16 protein-coding genes are annotated in these 20,032 nt (G+C 74.5%); 9 read left to right on the plus strand and 7 right to left on the minus strand.

Going from position 1 to position 20,032, the window contains the following annotated elements; genetic code table 11:
• Positions 1 to 122 precede the first annotated feature (122 nt).
• The 4 genes from hrpA (at position 123) to M8316_RS06770 (ending at position 7,211) form a co-directional block, all read left to right on the plus strand.
• Positions 123 to 4,172: an ATP-dependent RNA helicase HrpA gene (gene hrpA, locus M8316_RS06755; protein ID WP_250053118.1), complete on the plus strand. Its 4,050-nt coding sequence runs from the start codon at positions 123 to 125 to the stop codon at positions 4,170 to 4,172.
• Between the two features lie 98 nt (positions 4,173 to 4,270).
• A complete protein-coding gene (locus tag M8316_RS06760) occupies positions 4,271 to 4,888 on the plus strand; it encodes a hypothetical protein (RefSeq protein WP_250053120.1) in 618 nt (205 codons plus the stop codon).
• A gap of 260 nt (positions 4,889 to 5,148) precedes the next feature.
• Positions 5,149 to 5,598, plus strand: coding sequence for a type II toxin-antitoxin system PemK/MazF family toxin (locus M8316_RS06765; protein ID WP_250053121.1), 450 nt, complete (start codon positions 5,149 to 5,151; stop codon positions 5,596 to 5,598).
• Positions 5,599 to 5,801: 203 nt separating this feature from the next.
• Positions 5,802 to 7,211 (plus strand): ABC transporter substrate-binding protein, encoded by a 1,410-nt coding sequence (locus M8316_RS06770; protein ID WP_250053122.1) that lies wholly within the window; start codon positions 5,802 to 5,804, stop codon positions 7,209 to 7,211.
• Positions 7,212 to 7,232: 21 nt separating this feature from the next.
• Here the strand turns inward: M8316_RS06770 and M8316_RS06775 are convergent, their stop codons facing one another.
• Together M8316_RS06775 and M8316_RS06780 are read right to left on the minus strand one after the other, a co-directional pair.
• Entirely contained in the window at positions 7,233 to 8,552 is a 1,320-nt protein-coding gene (locus M8316_RS06775) for a ribonuclease D (RefSeq protein ID WP_250053123.1), read from the minus strand.
• Positions 8,549 to 9,196, minus strand: a complete 648-nt coding sequence (locus M8316_RS06780) for a DUF3000 domain-containing protein (protein ID WP_250053124.1) — start codon at positions 9,194 to 9,196, stop codon at positions 8,549 to 8,551. The genes M8316_RS06775 and M8316_RS06780 overlap by 4 nt, the downstream gene beginning before the upstream one ends.
• Positions 9,197 to 9,268: 72 nt before the next feature.
• On the opposite strand from M8316_RS06780, the gene hemE reads away from it, so the two are divergent.
• A complete protein-coding gene (hemE, locus tag M8316_RS06785; RefSeq protein ID WP_250053125.1) occupies positions 9,269 to 10,312 on the plus strand; it encodes a uroporphyrinogen decarboxylase in 1,044 nt (347 codons plus the stop codon).
• 60 nt (positions 10,313 to 10,372) lie between these two features.
• Here the strand turns inward: hemE and M8316_RS06790 are convergent, their stop codons facing one another.
• A complete protein-coding gene (locus M8316_RS06790; protein ID WP_250053127.1) occupies positions 10,373 to 11,332 on the minus strand; it encodes a DUF4349 domain-containing protein in 960 nt (319 codons plus the stop codon).
• Positions 11,333 to 11,517: 185 nt separating this feature from the next.
• On the opposite strand from M8316_RS06790, the gene hemG reads away from it, so the two are divergent.
• Entirely contained in the window at positions 11,518 to 12,930 is a 1,413-nt protein-coding gene (gene hemG, locus M8316_RS06795) for a protoporphyrinogen oxidase (RefSeq protein ID WP_250053129.1), read from the plus strand.
• 44 nt (positions 12,931 to 12,974) lie between these two features.
• Entirely contained in the window at positions 12,975 to 13,682 is a 708-nt protein-coding gene (gene hemQ, locus M8316_RS06800) for a hydrogen peroxide-dependent heme synthase (RefSeq protein ID WP_250053131.1), read from the plus strand.
• An 83-nt stretch (positions 13,683 to 13,765) separates the two neighbouring features.
• On the opposite strand, the gene M8316_RS06805 is transcribed toward hemQ, so the two are convergent.
• Both M8316_RS06805 and msrB read right to left on the minus strand, forming a co-directional pair.
• Complete coding sequence (locus M8316_RS06805; RefSeq protein WP_250053133.1) at positions 13,766 to 15,157, minus strand: FAD-binding oxidoreductase; 1,392 nt, start codon at positions 15,155 to 15,157, stop codon at positions 13,766 to 13,768.
• Between the two features lie 132 nt (positions 15,158 to 15,289).
• Complete coding sequence (msrB, locus tag M8316_RS06810; protein WP_250053135.1) at positions 15,290 to 15,724, minus strand: peptide-methionine (R)-S-oxide reductase MsrB; 435 nt, start codon at positions 15,722 to 15,724, stop codon at positions 15,290 to 15,292.
• A gap of 101 nt (positions 15,725 to 15,825) precedes the next feature.
• On the opposite strand from msrB, the gene M8316_RS06815 reads away from it, so the two are divergent.
• Positions 15,826 to 16,554 (plus strand): hypothetical protein, encoded by a 729-nt coding sequence (locus tag M8316_RS06815; RefSeq protein WP_250053137.1) that lies wholly within the window; start codon positions 15,826 to 15,828, stop codon positions 16,552 to 16,554.
• A gap of 21 nt (positions 16,555 to 16,575) precedes the next feature.
• Here the strand turns inward: M8316_RS06815 and M8316_RS06820 are convergent, their stop codons facing one another.
• Positions 16,576 to 17,856: a GNAT family N-acetyltransferase gene (locus M8316_RS06820; RefSeq protein ID WP_250053139.1), complete on the minus strand. Its 1,281-nt coding sequence runs from the start codon at positions 17,854 to 17,856 to the stop codon at positions 16,576 to 16,578.
• Between the two features lie 77 nt (positions 17,857 to 17,933).
• On the opposite strand from M8316_RS06820, the gene M8316_RS06825 reads away from it, so the two are divergent.
• Positions 17,934 to 19,016 carry a DNA polymerase domain-containing protein gene (locus tag M8316_RS06825; protein ID WP_250053141.1) on the plus strand — a complete coding sequence of 361 codons (1,083 nt, stop codon included), beginning with the start codon at positions 17,934 to 17,936 and terminating at the stop codon, positions 19,014 to 19,016.
• A gap of 460 nt (positions 19,017 to 19,476) precedes the next feature.
• Here the strand turns inward: M8316_RS06825 and M8316_RS06830 are convergent, their stop codons facing one another.
• Positions 19,477 to 20,019 (minus strand): hypothetical protein, encoded by a 543-nt coding sequence (locus tag M8316_RS06830; protein WP_250053142.1) that lies wholly within the window; start codon positions 20,017 to 20,019, stop codon positions 19,477 to 19,479.
• Positions 20,020 to 20,032 lie beyond the last annotated feature (13 nt).

The following is a 20,032-nucleotide window of genomic DNA, read 5'->3' on the forward strand; positions in this document are numbered from 1 at the left end:
GACATCGTCGGGGCCGAGTGTCGTGGACGTCGAGGGTGCCGTGGCCGGAGCCTCCCCCCACCCGCGCGGGCGAAAACCGAGGTGCGGGGTGCCCGGGCCCGCGTGGCACGATGGCCCGCGAGATGAGCGACGCCCCCACCCAGGCCCCCGACGCGCCGGCACCGGCACCCGACCTGGAGATCACCTACCCGCCGCAGCTGCCGGTCTCCGAGCGGCGCGACGACATCGCCGAGGCGATCCGCGACCACCAGGTCGTCGTGGTCGCCGGCGAGACCGGCTCGGGCAAGACGACCCAGCTGCCGAAGATCTGCCTCGAGCTGGGCCGCGGCCGCCAGACCCACCACACGGCCCGGGACGGCAAGACCCGGGCGCGTGGCGGCCTCATCGGCCACACCCAGCCGCGCCGGATCGCCGCCCGCTCGGTGGCCGAGCGGATCGCCGAGGAGCTCAGGCAGCCGCTGGGCCAGGACGCGAGCGTCGTCGGCTACCAGGTGCGCTTCACCGACCGGACCAGCAAGGACACCCGGGTCAAGCTCATGACCGACGGCATCCTGCTGGCCGAGCTCCAGCGCGACCGGATGCTGTGGAAGTACGACACGATCATCATCGACGAGGCCCACGAACGCTCGCTGAACATCGACTTCCTGCTCGGCTACCTCAAGCAGCTGCTGCCGCGCCGACCCGACCTCAAGCTCGTCATCACCTCCGCGACCATCGACGTCGATCGGTTCGCCTCCCACTTCGCCGACCGCGACGGCAACCCCGCCCCGGTCGTCGAGGTCTCGGGCCGGACCTACCCGGTCGAGGTCCGGTACCGGCCGCTGATGGACCTCGACGGCTCGGGAGCCGACGGTGGCGACGCCCCGGACGGCGACGGTGACGTGGTCGTCCGCGACCAGACGGAGGCGGTCGTCGAGGCCGTCCAGGAGCTCGCGGGCGAGGGCCCCGGCGACGTCCTGGTGTTCCTGCCCGGCGAGCGGGAGATCCGCGACACCGCGGACGCGCTGGCCGAGGTCGCCGGGTCCGGCGTGCTCGCGCGCGGCGGAGGCACCGAGGTCGTCCCGCTGTACTCGCGCCTGTCGGCGGCCGAGCAGCACAAGGTCTTCGCACCCCACACCGGACGCCGCGTGGTGCTCTCCACCAACGTCGCCGAGACCTCGCTGACCGTGCCGGGCATCCGCTACGTCGTCGACACCGGCGTCGCCCGCATCTCGCGGTACTCGGTGCGCACGAAGGTGCAGCGGCTGCCGATCGAGCCGGTCAGCCAGGCCAGCGCCAACCAGCGCGCCGGCCGCTGCGGCCGCGTGGCGCCGGGCATCGCGATCCGGCTGTACTCGGAGGAGGACTTCGAGGGGCGCCCGGAGTTCACCGACCCCGAGATCCTGCGCACCAACCTGGCCAGCGTCATCCTGCAGATGCGCTCGCTGGGCCTGGGCGACCTCGGCCGGTTCCCGTTCGTGGAACCCCCGGACAAGCGCAACGTGCAGGCCGGCACGCAGCTGCTGGAGGAGCTCGGCGCGATCCGGGTGGGCGAGGCGAGGACGCCGGCCCCGCCGCCGTCCCGCCGCGAGCAGGGGCGCGGGCAGGCACACGGGCAGCAGGGACGCGGCAGGGGAGGACGCCAGCGCGAGGACGACGGCCTCACGCCGACCGGCCGCCGGCTCGCCCGCCTGCCCATCGACCCGCGGCTGGGCCGGATGATCCTGGAGGCCGACAGGCTCGGCTGCGTCCGCGAGGTGCTCGTCATCGCCGCCGCGCTCTCCCTGCAGGACCCGCGCGAGCGGCCGGCCGAGATGCAGGCCCAGGCCGACCAGCAGCACGCCCGGTTCAAGCACGAGGGATCGGACTTCCTCACCTGGCTCAACCTGTGGCGCTACGTGCGCCGTCAGCAGAAGGACCTCTCCTCCTCGGCGTTCCGACGCATGTGCAAGGCCGAGTTCCTCAACTACCTGCGCGTGCGCGAGTGGCAGGACTACGAGTCGCAGCTGCGCCAGGTCTGCAAGGAGATGGACATCGCGATCGGGACGCCCGCCGACGTCCCCGACGCCGACGGCATCCACACCGCGCTGCTCTCGGGTCTGCTCAGCCACATCGGCATGCTGGAGGAGCGGGAGAAGCCCGCGCCGGGCAGCAAGGGCAAGGACCGGCCGCGCGGCCCGCGGGAGTACCAGGGCGCGCGGGGTGCGAAGTTCGCGATCTTCCCCGGCTCCGTGCTGCACCGGAAGAACCCGGCCTTCGTGATGGCCGGGGAGCTGGTGGAGACCAGCCGCCTGTGGGCGCGGCAGAACGCCGCGATCCAGCCCGAGTGGGCCGAGAAGCTCGCCGGCGACCTGGTCAAGCGCAGCTACTCCGAGCCGCACTGGAGCCGCAAGCGCGCCGCCGTCATGGCCTACGAGAAGGTGACGCTCTACGGCGTCCCGCTCGTCGCCGACCGGCTCATCCAGTACGGCAAGGTCGACCCGGCCGTGGCCCGTGAGATGTTCCTGCGCTCCGCCCTGGTCGAGGGCGACTGGGCCGCGCTGGAGTCGGGCCGGCAGAAGTTCTACGAGCACAACCGGGCGCTGCTGGAGGAAGCCGCGGAGCTCGAGCACCGCGCCCGCCGCCACGACATCGTGGTCTCGGAGGACACCCTCTTCGACTTCTACGACGCCCGCGTGCCCGCCGACGTCGTCTCGGGCGCGCACTTCGAGCAGTGGTGGAAGAAGGAGCGGCAGCGCAACGCCAGGCTGCTCGACTTCGACCCCGCGATGCTGACCCTCGACACCGCCGACGAGGTCTCGGCCGCCGACTACCCCGAGCAGTGGGAGGACGAGGGGCTGACCTTCTCCATCGCCTACCACTTCGAGCCGGGTCACGCGGACGACGGCCTCACGATCGACGTGCCGGTCGCGACCCTGAACCGGGTCGAGGCCGGCGACTTCTCCTGGAACGTGCCCGGCCTGCGCGAGGAGCTGGTCACGAGCCTCATCCGCTCGCTGCCCAAGAACCTCCGCGTCTCGCTCGTGCCCGCCCCCGACAAGGCGCGCGAGTTCCTGCGCACCGTGCCTCCGGGCTCCGAGCCGCTGCTGGACGCCCTGGAGCGCTGGGCCCGCGCCACCACCTCGGTGGTGATCCCCCGCGACGCGTGGGGCTGGGACCGCATCCCCGAGCACCTCAAGCCGACCTTCCGCGTCGTCGACGAGGACGGCCGCGAGCAGGCCCGCGGCAAGGACCTCGAGGCGCTCAAGGAGCCGCTGCGCCCGCAGTTCAGCGACGCCATGAGCGCCGTGGCCGCCGACTCCGGGCTCGCGCGCACCGGCGAGACCACCTGGGTCTTCGGCGAGATCCCCGCCGAGATCACCCAGAAGCGCGCCGGCCACGAGGTCACCGCCCACCCCGGCCTCGTGGACGAGGGCAGCACCGTCGGTCTGGAGGTCGTCGGGTCGGCCACCGAGCGGGACGCCCGGCACCGGCTGGCCGTGCGGCGCCTGGTGCTGCTCGCGCTGGACGCGGCGGGCGACAGCACCGTGAAGCAGGTGCTGGACGGGCTCGGCAATGCCGAGAAGCTCGGCCTCGCCGGCTCCCCGTACCGCAGCGTCGCCGACCTGCTCACCGACTGCCGCGCCGCGGTCGTCGGCGAGGCCGTCGACGCCCGCCCGGCCGTGCGCGACCAGGGTGCCTTCGACGCGCTCGTCGCCGCCGTGCGTCCCGAGGTGACCGCGCGGGTCAAGGGTCTGCTCGCCGACGTCCTGCGGGTGCTCGACTCCTGGCGACGCACCGAGAAGGAGCTCTCCGGGCGCACCGAGATGACGATGCTGCCGGCGCTCTCGGACCTCAACGCGCAGCTGGCCCGCCTCGTCCACGAGGGGTTCATCGGCGAGGCCGGCCCCGCCCGCCTGCGGCGGTACCCGACCTACCTGCACGCGATGCGGGTGCGGCGGGAGAAGCTCGGCGAGGGCGCCGGCTCCGTGGGCCGCGACCGCCAGCAGATGGACGCGGTCGCGGGCCTCCAGGAGGCCTACCTGCACCAGCTCGCCGCGCTGCCAGCGGGCATGCCGCCGAGCGAGGCGCACCGCAGCGTGCGCTGGATGCTCGAGGAGTACCGCGTCTCGCTGTGGGCCCAGCAGCTCGGCACCGACGGGCCCGTCTCCGACCAGCGCGTCCGCAAGGCCCTGGCCGCGGCCTCCTCCTGACCCCGGACCTGGACCGAGTCGGCAGCAATGTTCATCGGGGGTCCCGACAGCCGACTCGGCGGTGGGGAGGGCTGGTGGGGCGGCGTAGCCTCGGCGCGATGACTTCTCCCGGCTCGCAGCCCTCCGGCCGCCCCCACCACCGCCCGATGCAGCGCACGGGCGAGTTCTTCGACGGCGTCGAGGGTGGCCCGGACCCGCTCCAGGTGAGCGAGGCGGCCGACCGGGCGGCGCACCTGCTGGTCCGCGGGGCGCGGGACGCGGGCGACACCGGCACCGCGGACCGGGTGCTGCACCTGGCCGAGGAGGAGGGGCTGGAGACGCTGGCCGAGCTGTGGTCGGCAGCGCCCGCCGACACGCTGGCCGGCTGCCTGTGGCGGCTGTACCTGCTGCGCGCCTGGGTGCACGCCGACCCCGCCGGCGCCGCCCGTGACTTCGAGGCCGGACGCGCCAGCGCGCAGGTGGCCCGCGTCGTGGCAGGGGTGGCCGACCCGCCCGGGCCCGAGGCGCTCCGGGCGATGGTCGACGAGGTGCTGCGTGGCATCGCCACCGGGGACTTCGCCGACGTGCTGTTCCGCGCCGCGGCGTTCACCCGGGTGGTCGCCGCGGGCCGGGCGGCGGGGGAGGGCAGCCCGACCGCCGACGTCCGCAGGATGCTGGCGCTCTCGGAGCAGCTGGAGGCCGCCGGGCACGCCGAGCTGGGTGGCCACCTCGGCTGAGGGCTGAGGCGATCCCGCCGGGGGCGCGGCCGCGGGCGCATGAGATCCGCCACGCCGCAGTGGACTTGAGGTCGCGCGCAGAACTCCTACAGTGGGACGCGCACGTCGGGCTGTGGCAGCCCCGGGTCCCAAAATAAGCCGCTACGAGCGGCCACGCGCCGTGAGGCGCTCCCGGTCCGGCGTGCACCACTCGTCACGACGGGGCGCTCCTCCTCCGGAGGGGCGCCCCGTCGTCGTCCGCAGGACACTAGGGTCGCGCTGTGAGGTTCCCGCTGCGCCGTCTGGTCCCGTCCCTGCGCCGCCGCTCGCGGGCGGTCACCCGGGGCCTGAAGGTCAGCTACGCGCCGCGTCCCGACGGCAAGCCCGACCCCGGCGAGGTCGTGTGGGCCTGGGTCACCTACGAGGAGGACCCGCGGCAGGGCAAGGACCGCCCGGTGCTGCTCGTCGCCCGCGACCGCAAGCGGCTCTACGGCCTCATGCTCACCAGCCAGGACCACGACCGCGACGCCACGCAGGAGGCCCGCTGGGGCCGGTACTGGATGGACGTCGGCTCCGGCGCCTGGGACCGCCAGCGGCGGCCGAGCGAGGTCCGGCTGGACCGGCTCATCGAGCTGGAGGAGACGTCGGTGCGGCGCGAGGGCGCCGCCCTGGAACGGGTGCGGTTCGAGGCGGTCGTCACCGAGGCGCGGCGCTTCCACCGGCTGCTCTGAGCCCAGCCCCGGGCCCGGCACGACGGGCTCCCCGGCCCTGGCCCGCGTCGCGGACTGCGGAGTGCCTGGGGCCGGTGGGTATGGTTTCGGCGCCCCGGCAGCACGCCGGTGCACAGCAGGAGCACGAGGCACAGGAGGCACAGTCGGTGGTCGTCGGACGAGGCGCGCGCACGCGCAGCACCAGGCGGACGGCAGCCACGGCCGTGGCGACGCTCCTGACCGGGGCCCTCCTGGTCGGTTGCAGCACCGAGGGCGAGAGCGGCCTCTCGGGCCAGCCGACCGTCTCCTCCTCCGCGGACGCCTCCGACACGGCGAGCGGCACCCCGACCGAGGACCTGCCCGAGCTGACCGTGGGCCTGTGGGGAACCAAGCCCGTCGTCGCCGCCTACCGGCGCGCCATCGACCGCTACAACGCCACCTCCCAGCTGGCGCAGGTGACGCTCACCGTCTGGGACTCCCGCGCCGACGCCGTGGACGCGATCTCCGCCGGCGACGTCCCGGACGTCTACCTCGCCTCCCGCCGCGACCTGGCCTTCCTGCTCCAGGAGGGGCTGACCCGTCCCGTCGACGAGCTGCTGGACGAGCGGTTCGTCGACTTCGGCGACGACTACTCCCGCGAGGCGCTCGAGGCGTTCTCCGCCGACCGCCGCCTGCAGTGCATGCCCTCGACGGTGGACCCGCAGGTCATCTACTACAACACCGACCTCATCGACTTCGACGCGATGGAGGCGGCCGGCCGCGAGGTGCCCTCGGAGTCGCGTCGCAGCTGGAGCATCGAGGAGGCGCTCGCCGCCGCCCGCTGGGCGGTCAACGACAACCACGGCGGCGCGGCCGCGGGCCTCTACATCGACCCGTCGCTGTCCGGCATCTCGGCGTTCCTCTACTCCGGGGGCGGCCAGCTCTTCGACGACGACGACGACCCCACGTCCCTCGTCCTGTCCTCCGACTCCGACGTCGAGTCCCTCACCCGCCTGCTGCGGATCATGCGCAACAAGCAGGTCTCGCTGACCCCGGGCCAGCTGAGCCGCAAGTCCGCCCAGCAGTGGTTCGAGGACGGCGAGCTCGGGATGATGGTCGGCACGCGCTCCCAGGTGCCGGCCCTGCGCAAGTCCGGCGTCAGCTTCGACGTCATCCCGCTGCCCAGCATCGGCGACGCGGCCACGGTGGGCGAGACGACCGCGTTCTGCCTCGACCCCGACACCGAGTCGCTCGCCGGCTCCGCCGACCTGCTGGCCTACCTCGTCTCCGACGAGGTGCTCCAGCCGCTGGCCGCCACCGGCGCCGTCGTGCCCGCCAACCAGTCGGTGGCCCTCAGCGAGGCCTTCACCCAGCCCAGCCAGCAGCCCGCGCACGCCGACCTGTTCACCTACACGGTGCGCAACATGGTCCGGCCGCCGCTGCTGACCGAGTGGGAGGACCTCCTCGACGTCGTCGACCCGCTGATCGAGGGCATGTACGAGAAGCGCGGTCGCATCGACGTGCCGCTCCAGGCGAGCATCATCGACAGCCTCTCCCGCGAGGTGCTGCCGCAGCCGGAGTCCGAGGACAGCGGTGACTCGGGCGACTCCACCGACCCCACCGACTCCGGGGAGTCCGACGGCGCCGAGGGCTGAGGCCCTCGGCGGCCGTGACGGTCAGTCCTGCTCGGCCTCAGCCGGTTCCACCGGCTCCGGCTCGGCGGGCTCCGGCTCCACGTCGGCGTCGATGATGGCGCGGACGATCACGGGGCCGGTCAGCGTGCGCTGCCACGGGCGGGCACCCAGGTCGGCCAGGCGGGCGTCGACCTGCGCGGCCAGGTCCTGCGGCTCGCGGGTGCGCGGCGGCGTCCACAGCACGCGGCGCAGGTAGTCCGGGGTCAGCAGGTTCTCCACCGGCACCTGGTGCTCCTCGCCGAGGGCGGCGATGTGCTCACGCGCCTGCAGGAGGCGGCGGGCGGCCACGGGGTCGCGGTCGGCCCAGGCCCGGACGACCGGCGGCCCGTCGCCGCGCAGGTTGCGCGAGGGCAGCTCCTCCTCGTCGAGGGCCGCGCTGCGCTGGAGGGCGTCGACCCACCGGGCGGCGTACCGCTCGGCGCCCCGTCCGTGGAAGCCCTTGAGCGAGAGCAGCGCGTTCTTGTCCTGCGGCAGCTGCGAGGCGGCCACGGTGATCGCGGAGTCGGGCAGCACCCGGCTCGGCGTGACGTCGCGGCGCTCGGCGATCGAGTCGCGGGTCTCCCACAGCAGCTTCACGGCGGCCAGCGACCGCCGGCCGCGCAGCTTGTGCACGCCCGAGGTGCGCCGCCAGGGGTCCTCGCGCACGGCGGGCTCGAAGTCCAGCAGGTGCTCGAACTCCTCGGCCGCCCACTGGGCCTTGCCCTGGTCCTCGAGCTCGGTGGCCAACGCCTCGCGCAGCTCGACCAGCACCTCGACGTCGAGGGCGGCGTAGAGCAGCCAGGGCTCGGGGAGCGGACGGGTCGACCAGTCGACCGCCGAGTGCTCCTTCTTGAGCCGGCGTCCGAGCACCTCCTCCACGATGCTGGCCAGCCCGACGCGGGCGTGGCCCAGGAGGCGGCCGGCGAGCTCGGTGTCGAAGAGCGCGGCGGGCACGAGGCCCTCCTCGCGCAGGCAGGGCAGGTCCTGGGTCGCCGCGTGCAGGATCCACTCGGCGTCGCCGATGGCCTCCTGGAGCGGGGCCAGGTCGGGGAACGCCACCGGGTCGACCAGGTGGGTGCCGGAGCCGGTGCGGCGCAGCTGGATCAGGTAGGCACGGTTGGAGTAGCGGTAGCCCGAGGCGCGTTCCGCGTCGATCGCCACCGGGCCGGTGCCGGCGGCCACGGCCTCGCACACGGCGGCCAGCGCCGCCGGGGTGTCCACCACGGGGGGCATCGGGTCCCGCAGCTCCAGGAGCGGGACGTGCGCCGGGGCCTCGGGGGCCGTCTCGTCGGTGGTCTCGGGGTCGTTCCCGGCGGTGGTCATCGGTCCTCTCCGCGCTGACCCCCGGGGGCGGGTCGGCGCAGCGGCAGCAGCGCGACCCCCTCCGGAAGCGGCGGCAGGCCGGCGGCGGTGCAGAGCAGCTCGCCCCAGGCCTGCACGTGCCGTGCCAGGTCGGGCACGGTGTCAGGGTGGTCGTCGGGAGACCCGGGCGTCCAGGACGCGCGGATCTCGATCTGGGCGGTGCCGCCCTCCTCCGCCATCTGGCCGAACGCGTCCGTGGCCACGCGCGTCACGGTGCCCGCGATCTCGTGGTGCGTGGCGTCGTGGGCGTCGAGCGCCTCGGTCAGCCAGGTCCACGCGACCTCGGCGACCATCGCGTCCGTGGCCACCTCGACCTCGATCTCGGCACGCGCGTAGGTGACGCACCGGAAGGTGCCGCCCCACGCGTCGTTGCCGGCCGGGTCGTGCAGCAGGATGATCCGCCCGGTGCCGATGTCGGTGTCGTCGACCACGACGTCGGCGGACAGGGCGCTGGAGAAGGGGGCGATCCGCTGGGGGGCCGGGGCGGCCTCCACCAGCAGCTCGGGCCGCACCGCCGCGCGACGCATCCCGTGGACCGCCTCGCTGAACGCGGGAGGCTCGACGGGCGCCGCGGGCTCGCGGCGCGTCTCGTGACGGACGACCATGCCGCCCAGCGTACGGCTCCGGGCCCCTCGGCGGATGTGGGAACACGCCGGGGCACCTGCGACGATGGAGCGGTGAGCAGCAGCGCCGCCTCCACCGCCCCGTCGCCCCTCCTCGCCGCCCTGCGCGGTGAGCCGGTCTCCCGCACCCCCGTCTGGTACATGCGCCAGGCCGGCCGGTCGCTGCCGGAGTACCTGAAGGTGCGCGAGGGCGTGGGCATGCTGGAGTCCTGCATGAACGCGGACCTGATCACCGAGATCACCCTCCAGCCCGTGCGCCGCTACGGCGTCGACGCGGCGATCTTCTTCTCCGACATCGTGCTGCCGCTCAAGGCCGTCGGCGTCGACCTCGACATCAAGCCCGGCGTCGGCCCGGTCGTGGCGAGCCCGGTGCGCACCCTCGAGGACGTCGCCGCGATCCCGGACCTCACTCCCGAGCACGTCCCGTTCATCACCCAGGCCGTGCGCAACCTGGTCGGCGAGCTGGGGGAGACCCCGCTGATCGGCTTCGCCGGTGCGCCGTTCACCGTCGCGTCCTACCTCGTCGAGGGCGGCCCCTCCAAGGAGCACGCGAAGACCAAGGCGATGATGTTCGGCGCCCCCGACGTGTGGGACGCCCTCATGCGCAAGATCGGCGGCATCGCCGCGGCGTTCCTGGAGGTCCAGGTGGACGCCGGCGCGCGGGCCGTCCAGCTCTTCGACTCCTGGGCCGGGGCGCTGACCCCCGCCGACTACGCCGAGCACGTGATGCCGCACTCGGCCCGTGTCCTGGCCTCGGCCGGCGAGCTGGGCGTGCCGCGCATCCACTTCGGCGTCGGCACCTCGAACCTGCTCGACCTCATGGGCGAGGCCGGCGCCGACGTCGTCGGTGTCGACTGGCGCACCCCGCTCGAGCGCGGCATCGCCGCCGTGGGTGACCGGGGCGTGCAGGGCAACCTCGACCCGACCCTGGTCTTCGCGCCCACCGAGGTGATGCTCGCCCGGGCCGCCGAGGTGATCGAGGCCGGCCGCGCCGCGAAGGGCCACGTCTTCAACCTCGGCCACGGCGTCATCCCCTCCACCGACCCCGACCAGCTCGCGCGGCTCACCGAGTTCGTGCAGTCCTACCCGCTGGACTGACCCGGTTCAGGCACCTCGGTCTCGCGACGGTTGCTGCGCAACCTCCTCGACCAGCGGCGCCTAGGCGGCGGTCGCCGGGGGAGGGGTGCCGCGTCGGCGGCGCAGCCGTCGCACCACGAGCGCGGCGGGCACCCCGAGCACCGCGAGCAGCACCGCGAACGGCAGCAGCACGCCGGCCGTGGTGGCGAGCCCGGTCAGGAGGGCCACGAGGCCGTCCCAGCCGCGTCCGAGCCCGGCCAGGAAGCCGCTGGCCTCCTCGGTCTCGCGCACCACCTCGGCGGGCGTGCGCCGCACGTCGACGGTGATGGTGGACAGGCTCGTGCGGTCGGCCAGCGCCGCCTGCTGACGCAGCAGGCTGGTGAGGTCGGCCTGCCGGCGCGTCAGCTGCGACTCCACCTGCACCACCGCACGGATGCTGGTGGCGCGGTCCAGCAGCGCCTCGATCCGGCGGATGCTCGCCCGCTGCACGCGCACCCGGACCGCCGTGTCGACCACCTGCGTCGTCACGTCCTCGCTGCTCGCGGTGCTGTCCAGCCGCACGCCCAGTGATCCCAGCTCCTCCATCGCCTCGTCGAACGAGGCGGCAGGCACCCGGAGCGTGAGGTCGGCCCGCACGGCGGTGCCGTCGCTGTCCGCGCGCGTGCCCGCGTCGCTCACGGTTCCGCCCAGGGCGGCGGCGACGCCCCGCGCACCGGCGACGGCGTCGTCCACGTCGTCGGCCTGGAGCGAGACGTGGCCCGTGGAGATCAGCTGGGGCGCGATCGCGCCGCCGGTGTCCTCGGCGGTGGCGGTGACGCTGCGGCGGGAGAGGGTGTCGGGGCCGCCGGCCGAGCCGCCCGCGACGTCGGCGGAGGAGTCGGCTGCGTCGTCCGCCCCGCCGTCGGCGAAGGACTCGGCCCCGACGCTGTCGGAGCCGGTGAGGCCGTCGGAGCTCGAGGACGAGCAGGCTGCCACGGGCGCGAGCAGCGTGATCAGGCACAGGGCGCCGGCGAGGCGCAGGCAGGTGGTCCGGGTGGTCATGCCGATCGGACGCCGCCGCCCGCCGGTCGGTTCCCCTGCCTCGGACCGCCGGCGGGCATCGCGCTGAGAGTTTCTGCCGACTCGGCGGGACGAGGGTCCCGGTGGGGTGGGCTGCAGGTCACTCCGGGACGGCCGGGAGACCCGACGAGCGGGGGCCGCCCGGAGCCGCGTGGCACAGTGAGAGCGTGTCGTGGGACGTGATCGTCGTCGGGGGTGGCATCGCCGGTCTGGCCGCCGCCCGAGAGCTCCAGCAGGCGGGGCGCTCGGTGCTGGTGCTCGAGTCCTCGCCGCGGGTCGGCGGCAAGCTGCGACGCGAGCGCGTCGCCGGGCACCTGGTCGACGTCGGGGCCGAGGCGATGCTCAACCGGCGGCCCGAGGGCGTCGACCTGGCCGCCGCCGTGGGCCTCGAGGTCGAGCACCCGGCGCTGGCGCGCTCGCGGGTGTGGACCCGCGGCGCGCTGCGGCCGTTGCCGCGCTCGCTGATGGGCGTCCCGCAGGACGTCGAGGCGCTGCGCGAGTCCGGCATCCTCACTGCCGAGGAGCTGGCCCAGGTGCTGGCCGAGCCCTCGCTGCCGCCCTACGAGCTGCCCGAGAGCGGGGACGTGACCGTCGGCGAGATGGTCGACGCCCGCTTCGGCGCGGCGGTCACCGACCGGCTGGTCGAGCCCCTGCTCGGCGGGGTCTACGCCGGCCACGCCCGGGAGATCTCCGCGCGGGTGGCCGCCCCGCAGCTGCTGCGGCTGGCCGCCCAGGGCTCGCTGCTCGAGGCGGGCCGCGCGTCCGCCGACACGACGGCCAGCACCTACCAGGCGCCCGTGTTCGCCGGCGTCCCCGGAGGCATGGGGCTGCTGCCCGAGCGGCTCGCCGAGCAGCTGACGGTGCGCACCGACGCCACCGTGCGGGGCCTGGAGCGGCACCCGGACGGCGCGGGCTGGCGGGTCCTCGTGGGCCCCACCACCGACGCCACCTGGCTCGAGGCCGGGGCCGTCGTGCTCGCGACCCCGACGGCCCCCGCGGCCCGGCTCCTCGCCGAGGTGGCGCCCGCGGCCGCAGCGCGGCTCGCCGCCATGGAGGCCGCCAGCGTGGCCGTGGTGACCTTCGCGTTCCGCACCGAGGACGTCGCCGCGCTCGACGCGATGGGCTCCTCGGGCTTCCTCGTGCCGCCCGTCGACGGCCGCTCCATCAAGGCCTCGACCTGGTCGTTCGCCAAGTGGGACTGGGTGCGGCGCGCCGGCGCGGCCGACGGCCTGGCGTTCCTGCGCACCTCGCTCGGCCGCCACCGCGAGGAAGCCGTGCTCCAGCGCCCGGACGCCGACCTGGTCGCCCTCTCGCTGGAGGACCTGCGGGCGGCCGTCGGCACCGCGCTCGCCCCCGACGTCGAGCCCGTCGACACCCACGTGCAGCGCTGGGGCGCCGGGCTGCCGCAGTACGGCCTCGGCCACACCGAGGCCGTCGCCGAGGTCCGCGCGGACGTGGCGGGGCAGCCGGGCCTCGCCGTGTGCGGCGCGGCCTACGACGGTGTCGGCATCCCCGCGGTCATCGGCTCCGCCCAGCGGGCCGCCCGTGAGGTGCTCGCCACGGTGCCCGTCACCGTCTGAGACCCCTGATCAGCTCCCACCCCGCCCGAGACAGAATGGACGCCATGAGCGACACCCAGACCAACGCCGCCCGCCTGCGCGAGATCAACGACACGATCCGCTACACGATGTGGTCGGTCTTCAAGCTGCGCGACGTGCTCGGCGACGCCGACCGCGAGGCCGAGGCCGCCGAGGTCGAGAGGCTGTTCGCGGGCCTGGCCGAGGCGGGCGTCGTCGTCCGCGGTGTCTACGACGTGGCCGGCCTGCGCGCCGACGCCGACCTCATGGTCTGGTGGCACGCCCCCACCTCCGAGCAGCTCCAGGAGGCCTACCACGCGTTCCGCCGCACCGCCTTCGGTGCGCGCCTCGAGCCCGTCTGGTCGCAGCTCGCCCTGCACCGCCCCGCCGAGTTCAACCGCAGCCACGTGCCGGCGTTCCTCGCCGACGAGACCGCCAAGGCCCACGTGTGCGTGTACCCGTTCGTGCGCTCCTACGAGTGGTACCTGCTGCCGGAGGAGGAGCGCCGCGCCATGCTCGTCGAGCACGGCAAGATGGCCCGCGACTACGTCGACGTCCGCGCGAACACGATGAACTCCTTCGCCCTCGGCGACTACGAGTGGATCCTCGCGTTCGAGGCCGACGAGCTGTACCGGATCGTCGACCTCATGCGTGAGCTGCGCGCCTCCGCCGCCCGCCGGCACGTGCGCGAGGAGGTGCCGTTCTACACCGGCGCCAAGACCCCTGTCGCCGAGCTGGTCGCCAAGCTCCCCTGATCCCTGGTCCATGGTCGCTGGTCCCTGATCGCTGTTCCAGGGGGTTCCAGGGTCCCAGGCGTCAGCCCCGGGCCGCCCGCCCCTCAGTCGAGGGTGCGGGCGGCGACCACGGCGTCGGTGGGGTCGTAGACGGAGCGGACGATCCGCAGGCGCCGCAGCGCGTCGGCGCAGAACGCGGCCTGCGCCGGCGACCCGGTGCCCTCCACGACGTCGTCGACGAACGTGAGGGCCGCCCCGTCCACGTGCCAGGGCCGCATGGCCGCGTGCACGCCCTCGCCGGCCGCCCGCGCGGCCGCGCCGACCTCCGGGCTGACGACGGCGCCGACGCAGTGCAGCAGGTAGCTGCCGGGCAGGCTGGTCAGGGCGCCGCCCTCGGGGTTGCTGCGGGCGAGGGCGCCGCCCAGGTGCCGCAGCTCGGTGAACAGCAGCGGTGAGGGCGTCGTGGCGGCGGCGAGGACGGCGGCCACCCCGTCGGCGTCCAGCGGGCCGAGGAGCGCGTGCACGCTGGTGGCCGGGGTGGGCGTCGGCGGGTCCATGTGCACCTCGAGCAGCCCGGGCGCGGGCATTCGGGTGAAGGTGTCCATCTCGGGGTCCAGGGCTCGCAGCGGGGCCAGCAGGGCGCCGGCCACGTCGTCGTCCTCGAGCACGGCACCGTCGACGACCACGACGGAACGGCCCGAGAGGAACGGCGGCAGCTCCGGGAGCGGCGGGAAGGACATCACGCGCAGGCTCGTGGTGACGGACTCGGGCAGGTCCTCGGTCCAGGAGAGCCAGGCCGGCAGCACAGCGGCCGCGTGGACGGCGTCCCACAGCAGCATGCCGGCGTGCACGTCCGGGTACGGGAGCAGGTCGATCTCCACGGCGGTGACGACGCCGAGCGTGGCCGCTGCGCCGCGGCATGCCCAGAACAGGTCGGGCTCGACGTCCACGGTGGCCCGGACCAGCTCGCCGGTGGGCAGGACCAGCTCCACGGCGCGGACGTGCTCGACCGCGAGGCCGTGGCGGCGTCCGTAGAACGAGAGCCCGCCGGAGAGGGCGTAGCCGACCACCCCGACGTCGCCGGCGCTGCCGTGCGCGGCGGTCAGGCCGTGCGGGGCGGCCGCGGCGACGACCTCCTGCCAGGTGGTGCCACCCAGGACGCGGGCGGTGCGGGCCGCGGGGTCGACCTCGACGCCGCGCAGGTGCCGGAGCTGGAGGAGCAGTGCCCCGTCGGCACGGCCGCCCAGCGCGGCGGCCGCGTGCCCGGTGGTCTGCGGGACGATCCGCAGCCCCGCCGTCCGTGCCGCGTCCACGAGCGCCCGGACCTCCTCGACGCTGGTGGGCTCGGCCACCACGGCCGGGTGCTGCGCAGCGGCGAGGTTCCAGGGCGTCCGGGCGGCGTCGTAGCCGGCCTCGCCGGGGAGGTGGACACGGCCGGGCGCTGCCCGACGCAGGGCCTCGACACCGGGCTGGGGCGAGAGGGACGTGCTGGACATGGGCGGACCTTCCGGTGGTCGGTGAGCAGTCCGCTCAGCCTGCGCACACAGGCCGGTCCGGAAAATCCCTCTGCCCGTCGAGCCCGCCGCCCGGAACGATGCAACCGAACCGGGCGTCGTCGTCGGTGCAGGTCAGCCGGCCACCGGGCCCGAGCCGTCGGAGGGCTCGAGGGTGAGCGAGAGGCTGTTGATGCAGTACCGGTCGCCGGTGGGGGTGCCGTAGCCGTCGGGGAAGACGTGCCCGAGGTGCGAGCCGCAGGAGGCGCAGCGCACCTCGACCCGCTTCATCCCGAAGGAGTTGTCCTCGATGTACTCGATGGTGTCGGTGATCGGCTGGTAGAAGGACGGCCAGCCGCAGCCGGAGTGGAACTTGGTGTCGGACTCGAACAGCTTCGCCTGGCACGCCTTGCAGCGGTAGACGCCGACGATCTCGGTGTCGGTCAGTCGGCCGACGCCGGCCCGCTCGGTGCCGGCCTGGCGCAGCACGTGGAACTCCTCCGGGGAGAGCTGCTCGCGCCACTGCTCGTCCGTCTTGGCGACGGTGTACTTCTCGTCCGGGGTGGTCATGCCTCCAGCGTACGGCGCGGGCGGGCACCACCCGGGTCGTGCGCCGCTCGTGACCGGCCCGCGACGCCCCCGTGCTGCAGGCGTGGCAGCATGGCGCCGCCATGCCGAAGACTCCGCTCACCACGCACCTGCCCGCTCGCACGAGCCGGGGTCTGCGCCGCGGCGCGGTCGCGGCCGTCGTCCCGCTGCTCGCGCTCACCGCGCTCGTCGGCTGCTCCTCCGACGGCGAGGGCGAGGCAGGCACGAGCACCGCCGCCGAGGGCTCGCCGACGGTGGACGAGGACGCCATCGCGGACCCGGACGTCGCCCTGCCCTCCGTGCCGACCAGCAGCGAGCCGATCACCACCCGCAGTCCGGTGACGGTGCTGGACGAGGGCGACGGGCCGGTCGCCTGCCTCGGGCCGATCCTCAGCAGCGTGCCGCCCCAGTGCACGGGCACCGACCTGGCGGGCTTCGCCTTCGACGACCAGCCGCGTGCCTCGTCCACCACGAAGGCCGGCACCACCTACGGCGAGTACCAGCTCACGGGCACCTGGGACGGGGAGACCTACACGGTCACCGAGGCGGTGCCCGCGGCCCGCTACGACGGGCCCACGGTGCCGGTCGCGGACCCGAGCACCCCGCTGCGGCGCTACGAGGACGCCCAGCTGACCACCATCTCGGCGGAGCTGAGCGGCGTCCCCGGCATCACCTCCACCTACGTGGGGGCCTCGAAGCAGGTCGTCGCGCTGACCCCGTGGGACGACGGCACGATCCAGGCCTACGCCGACGAGGCCTACGGCCTCAACGTCGTCCAGGTCGTCTCGGTGCTCGTCACCCCCCGGAGCTGAGCCGGCCGCCCGGAGGCCTCGTCAGAAGCCGGTGCTGCACCACGGCGCGGGGCCGGCGTCGTCGGCCAGCGCCGCGAACGTCGCGACCCCGGGCCCGGTGACGCGGCCGGCCGCGGCGTGCGTGTGCACGCCCCGGTCGCCGAGGTAGAGCGCGCCGAGGGTCTCCACGCCCAGGTGGACGTCGGCCGGGTCCTGCGTCGGGGTCACGGACGCCACGCCCTTCGCGGTGGTGAGCCGGAACCGCCCGCCGGCGAGGCCGAGCGGGTCGGCGACGTCCAGCACGACGGCGCCGTCCTCGCGCCACGGTCGCGCCTCGAGCGCGGCCGGCACGTCGAGCACGCGCAGCCACAGCATGTCGCGCACCTCGTCGGTGCGGACCGCGCGCGGGTCGGTGACCGCGGCGTCCAGCGGCGCCTCGAGCGGCAGGGTGGCGCGCACCTCGTGGGCCAGGTCGACGTCGGTGAGGAACTGCCACAGCCGCAGGTGCGCGACGCCGGTGAGCGCCTGGGCCATCCCGACGTCGACGCGCGAGGCGCCGCCCTCCTGCGCATGCTTCCAGTAGGCGTAGCCGTCGGGCTGCCCGGCGGCGTCGAGGTGGAGCACGCAGCGCAGCTTCGTGTCGGGCTCGCCCGACTCGAAGTCGAACCCCTCGGCCAGGCGTCGGTAGAACGACGGGCGGGTCACGGCGCCGCGGGTGCGGGCCAGGTGCTGCTCGAAGACGGCGGTGGTGTGGACGGCCGCGGCCGCCGGGTCCAGGAGCACCAGCGTGCCGTCGTCCTCGAGGTGGCGCAGGGCGAACTCCCCGGCGCGGGCGGTGACGGTGACCCGACGCCGCCGGGTCGCGACCCCGAAGCCGAAGCGGCCGTAGATGCCGCCCTCGGAGACCGTGAGCGCCGCCAGTGGGACGCCGCGCTCGGCCGCGGCGGTGAGGTCCTCGCGCATGAGGCGGGACAGGATGCCGCGACGGCGGTGGGTGGGCGCGACCGTGACATCGGTGATCATGTGCAGGCCCAGCATCCGCTCGGCACCCACGTTCATCGAGCCGTCCCAGCTGGAGAAGGTGCCGACGGGCTGCGTGGTGTCGACCAGCGGGCCGGTCGGGTAGGCCGCACGCAGGGTCACGTCGTCGGCCCGGCTGTGCTCGAGCCAGGCCTCGCGCTGCTTCTCGCTCATCGAGCCCTCGTGGAACCCGCGCGACCAGGCGTCCCCGTAGGCGTGCAGGCGCTGGAGCGCCTCGCCCTCGGTGGCGTGGACGTCGACGGTGGAGAAGGTCAGGTCGGCGGGGGCGTGCGGGGTGCTCACGCAGCCACCGTAGGAGGCGGTCGCGACGGGCCGCCACGCAGTTTCGGGCGGTCCGGCGCGCGTCTAGGCTCACCGCCATGGCGAAGGCAGCGGCGGCGATGGTGCAGGCGGGGGAGCGCGAGGTCCGGGTCAGCAGCCCGGAGCGCGTGATCTTCGAGCAGACCGACCGCACGCCGGCGATCACGAAGCTGGACGTGGCGCAGTACCTGGTCAGCGTCGAGGACGGTCTCATGCGGGCGCTGCGCGACCGGCCGGTCGCCCTCGAGCGGTGGCCCTCCGGCGTCCGGGAGGGGATGCGGCTGGCGACGGGCCCGCAGGACCGCGACGCCGACGCGTTCTACCAGAAGCGCGTGATGAAGGGGGCTCCCGAGTACCTGGAGCCGGTGCGGGTCACCTTCCCGTCCGGGCGCACCGCCGAGGAGGTGTGCGTCACCGAGATCGCGATCCCCGTGTGGTGCGCGCAGATGGGCACCGTCGTCTTCCACCCCTGGCCCGTGCGCCGCGGCGACGTCGACCGCCCCGACGAGCTGCGCATCGACCTCGACCCCCAGCCCGGGACGACGTTCGCCGACGCGGCCTCGGTCGCCGCCGTCGCCCGCGACCTGCTCGCCGACCTGGGCCTGACCGCCTTCGTGAAGACCTCGGGCAACCGCGGGGTGCACGTCTACGTGAGGATCGAGCCGCGCTGGGAGTTCCTCGACGTCCGGCACGCCGCGATCGGCTTCGGCCAGCTGCTGGAGCGGGCCGACGACCGGGTGACCACCGCGTGGTGGAAGGAGGAGCGGGGGAGCCGCATCTTCGTCGACTACAACCAGAACTGCCGCGACCGCACGATCGCCAGCGCCTACTCGCTGCGGCCGCTGCCGGGCGCGCCGGTCTCGACGCCGCTCACCTGGGCCGAGCTCGCCGAGACCGATGACCCGCGCGCCCACAACCTCACCACCGTGCCCGGTCTCCTCGCCGAGCGCGGCGACGCGTGGGCGGCGATCGACGACGTGGCGCACGACCTGACCCCGCTGCTGGAGGCCTACGAGGAGCTGCCCGGTGGGGAGATGCCGTTCCCGCCGGACCACCCGAAGATGCCGGGCGAGCCGCCGCGGGTGCAGCCCAGCAAGAAGGTCGCCGAGCACTGGGACGCGGAGGGCAACCGCGTCGACTGAGGGCTCCGGGGCCGGAACCGACCGGGCGAAAAACAACGAGGTGCCGGTGGCAGAAGAGGCTGGGAGGGCCCCCGACTGCCGCCGGCACCTGCTGAGCGTGCCGGCCCCAACCGGGCACGCGATGTGTTGAGTTGACGAACCCGCGTGGCGCCGACTGGGACGGAGGGCGCCACGCAGGTGTGTCGAATACGCCCGCCGCGATTCCCCCAAGAATCACGCCGGGCCTACTGCCAGGAAGTTCGAGACGTGTCCGCGTTCCCCCCAGGATCGCGGCATACGTCTCTGTTCCTGTTCGGAACCGCCCCCAGCGGTTCCGGTGCAACAACAGTAGATCCGACGCTGACCGCGGACGCCAACGCTCGATCCACAAGATCCCCAGTCTTCGGTAACAGAAGCGCCTCCGGGGCCACTGCTCGGTGACACCCCGGGGGGTATGCGTTTGCGTGCCGTGCCGGCGGGCTCAGAACCCGCTGACGCCCTCGCCCTCGCCGGCCTGCTCGTCGAAGTTCTCCTGCTCCAGCAGGTGCAGCACCGGGACGCCGAGGTGGCGACGTGCGCGCGAGGTCCAGTCGACGTGGAAGAACTCGCTGACCACGTGCGGCGCGGTCAGCACGATGACCTCCGCGGCCTCGACCTCGGCGACCTTCGCGATCAAGGCGGCCACGGGCTCCGCGTCGGTGGTCTCGCCGTGCGCGGTCGTGCCGGCGTCGGCCAGTGCCTCCAGGGAGGAGCGCAGCGCCTGCGAGGCGCGGTCGTGGGCGGCCGCGTCGATCTCGCGGACCTCCTCGGTGCTCAGCACGTCCAGCGGGCGCCCGCCGGTGAGGTCGCCGGAGAGCGAGCCCATCGCGGCCTGCACCTGGGCGCCGGCGTCCTCGACGGGGAGCAGGAGGTGGTAGACGACCTGCTCGCCGTCCTCGGCGAGACCGGCGTGCAGGCCCCGCACCTGATCGGCGTCTCGGCTGGTCAGGGGCTGCTCGATGAGGAGGACGACGTCGTAGCTCACACGACCACCGTAG

It is taken from the genome of Nocardioides bruguierae (assembly GCF_023554635.1).
GTDB lineage: Bacteria > Actinomycetota > Actinomycetes > Propionibacteriales > Nocardioidaceae > Nocardioides > Nocardioides bruguierae.

Excerpts from the sequence above, each read along its gene's own strand:
- hrpA (WP_250053118.1), top strand. The coding sequence starts at position 123 with ATGAGCGACGCCCCCACCCAGGCCCCCGACGCGCCGGCACCGGCACCC.
- M8316_RS06760 (WP_250053120.1), top strand. The coding sequence starts at position 4,271 with ATGACTTCTCCCGGCTCGCAGCCCTCCGGCCGCCCCCACCACCGCCCG.
- M8316_RS06775 (WP_250053123.1), bottom strand. The coding sequence starts at position 8,552 with ATGACCACCGCCGGGAACGACCCCGAGACCACCGACGAGACGGCCCCC.
- M8316_RS06780 (WP_250053124.1), bottom strand. The coding sequence starts at position 9,196 with ATGGTCGTCCGTCACGAGACGCGCCGCGAGCCCGCGGCGCCCGTCGAG.
- M8316_RS06790 (WP_250053127.1), bottom strand. The coding sequence starts at position 11,332 with ATGACCACCCGGACCACCTGCCTGCGCCTCGCCGGCGCCCTGTGCCTG.
- hemQ (WP_250053131.1), top strand. The coding sequence starts at position 12,975 with ATGAGCGACACCCAGACCAACGCCGCCCGCCTGCGCGAGATCAACGAC.
- M8316_RS06805 (WP_250053133.1), bottom strand. The coding sequence starts at position 15,157 with ATGTCCAGCACGTCCCTCTCGCCCCAGCCCGGTGTCGAGGCCCTGCGT.
- msrB (WP_250053135.1), bottom strand. The coding sequence starts at position 15,724 with ATGACCACCCCGGACGAGAAGTACACCGTCGCCAAGACGGACGAGCAG.
- M8316_RS06815 (WP_250053137.1), top strand. The coding sequence starts at position 15,826 with ATGCCGAAGACTCCGCTCACCACGCACCTGCCCGCTCGCACGAGCCGG.
- M8316_RS06825 (WP_250053141.1), top strand. The coding sequence starts at position 17,934 with ATGGCGAAGGCAGCGGCGGCGATGGTGCAGGCGGGGGAGCGCGAGGTC.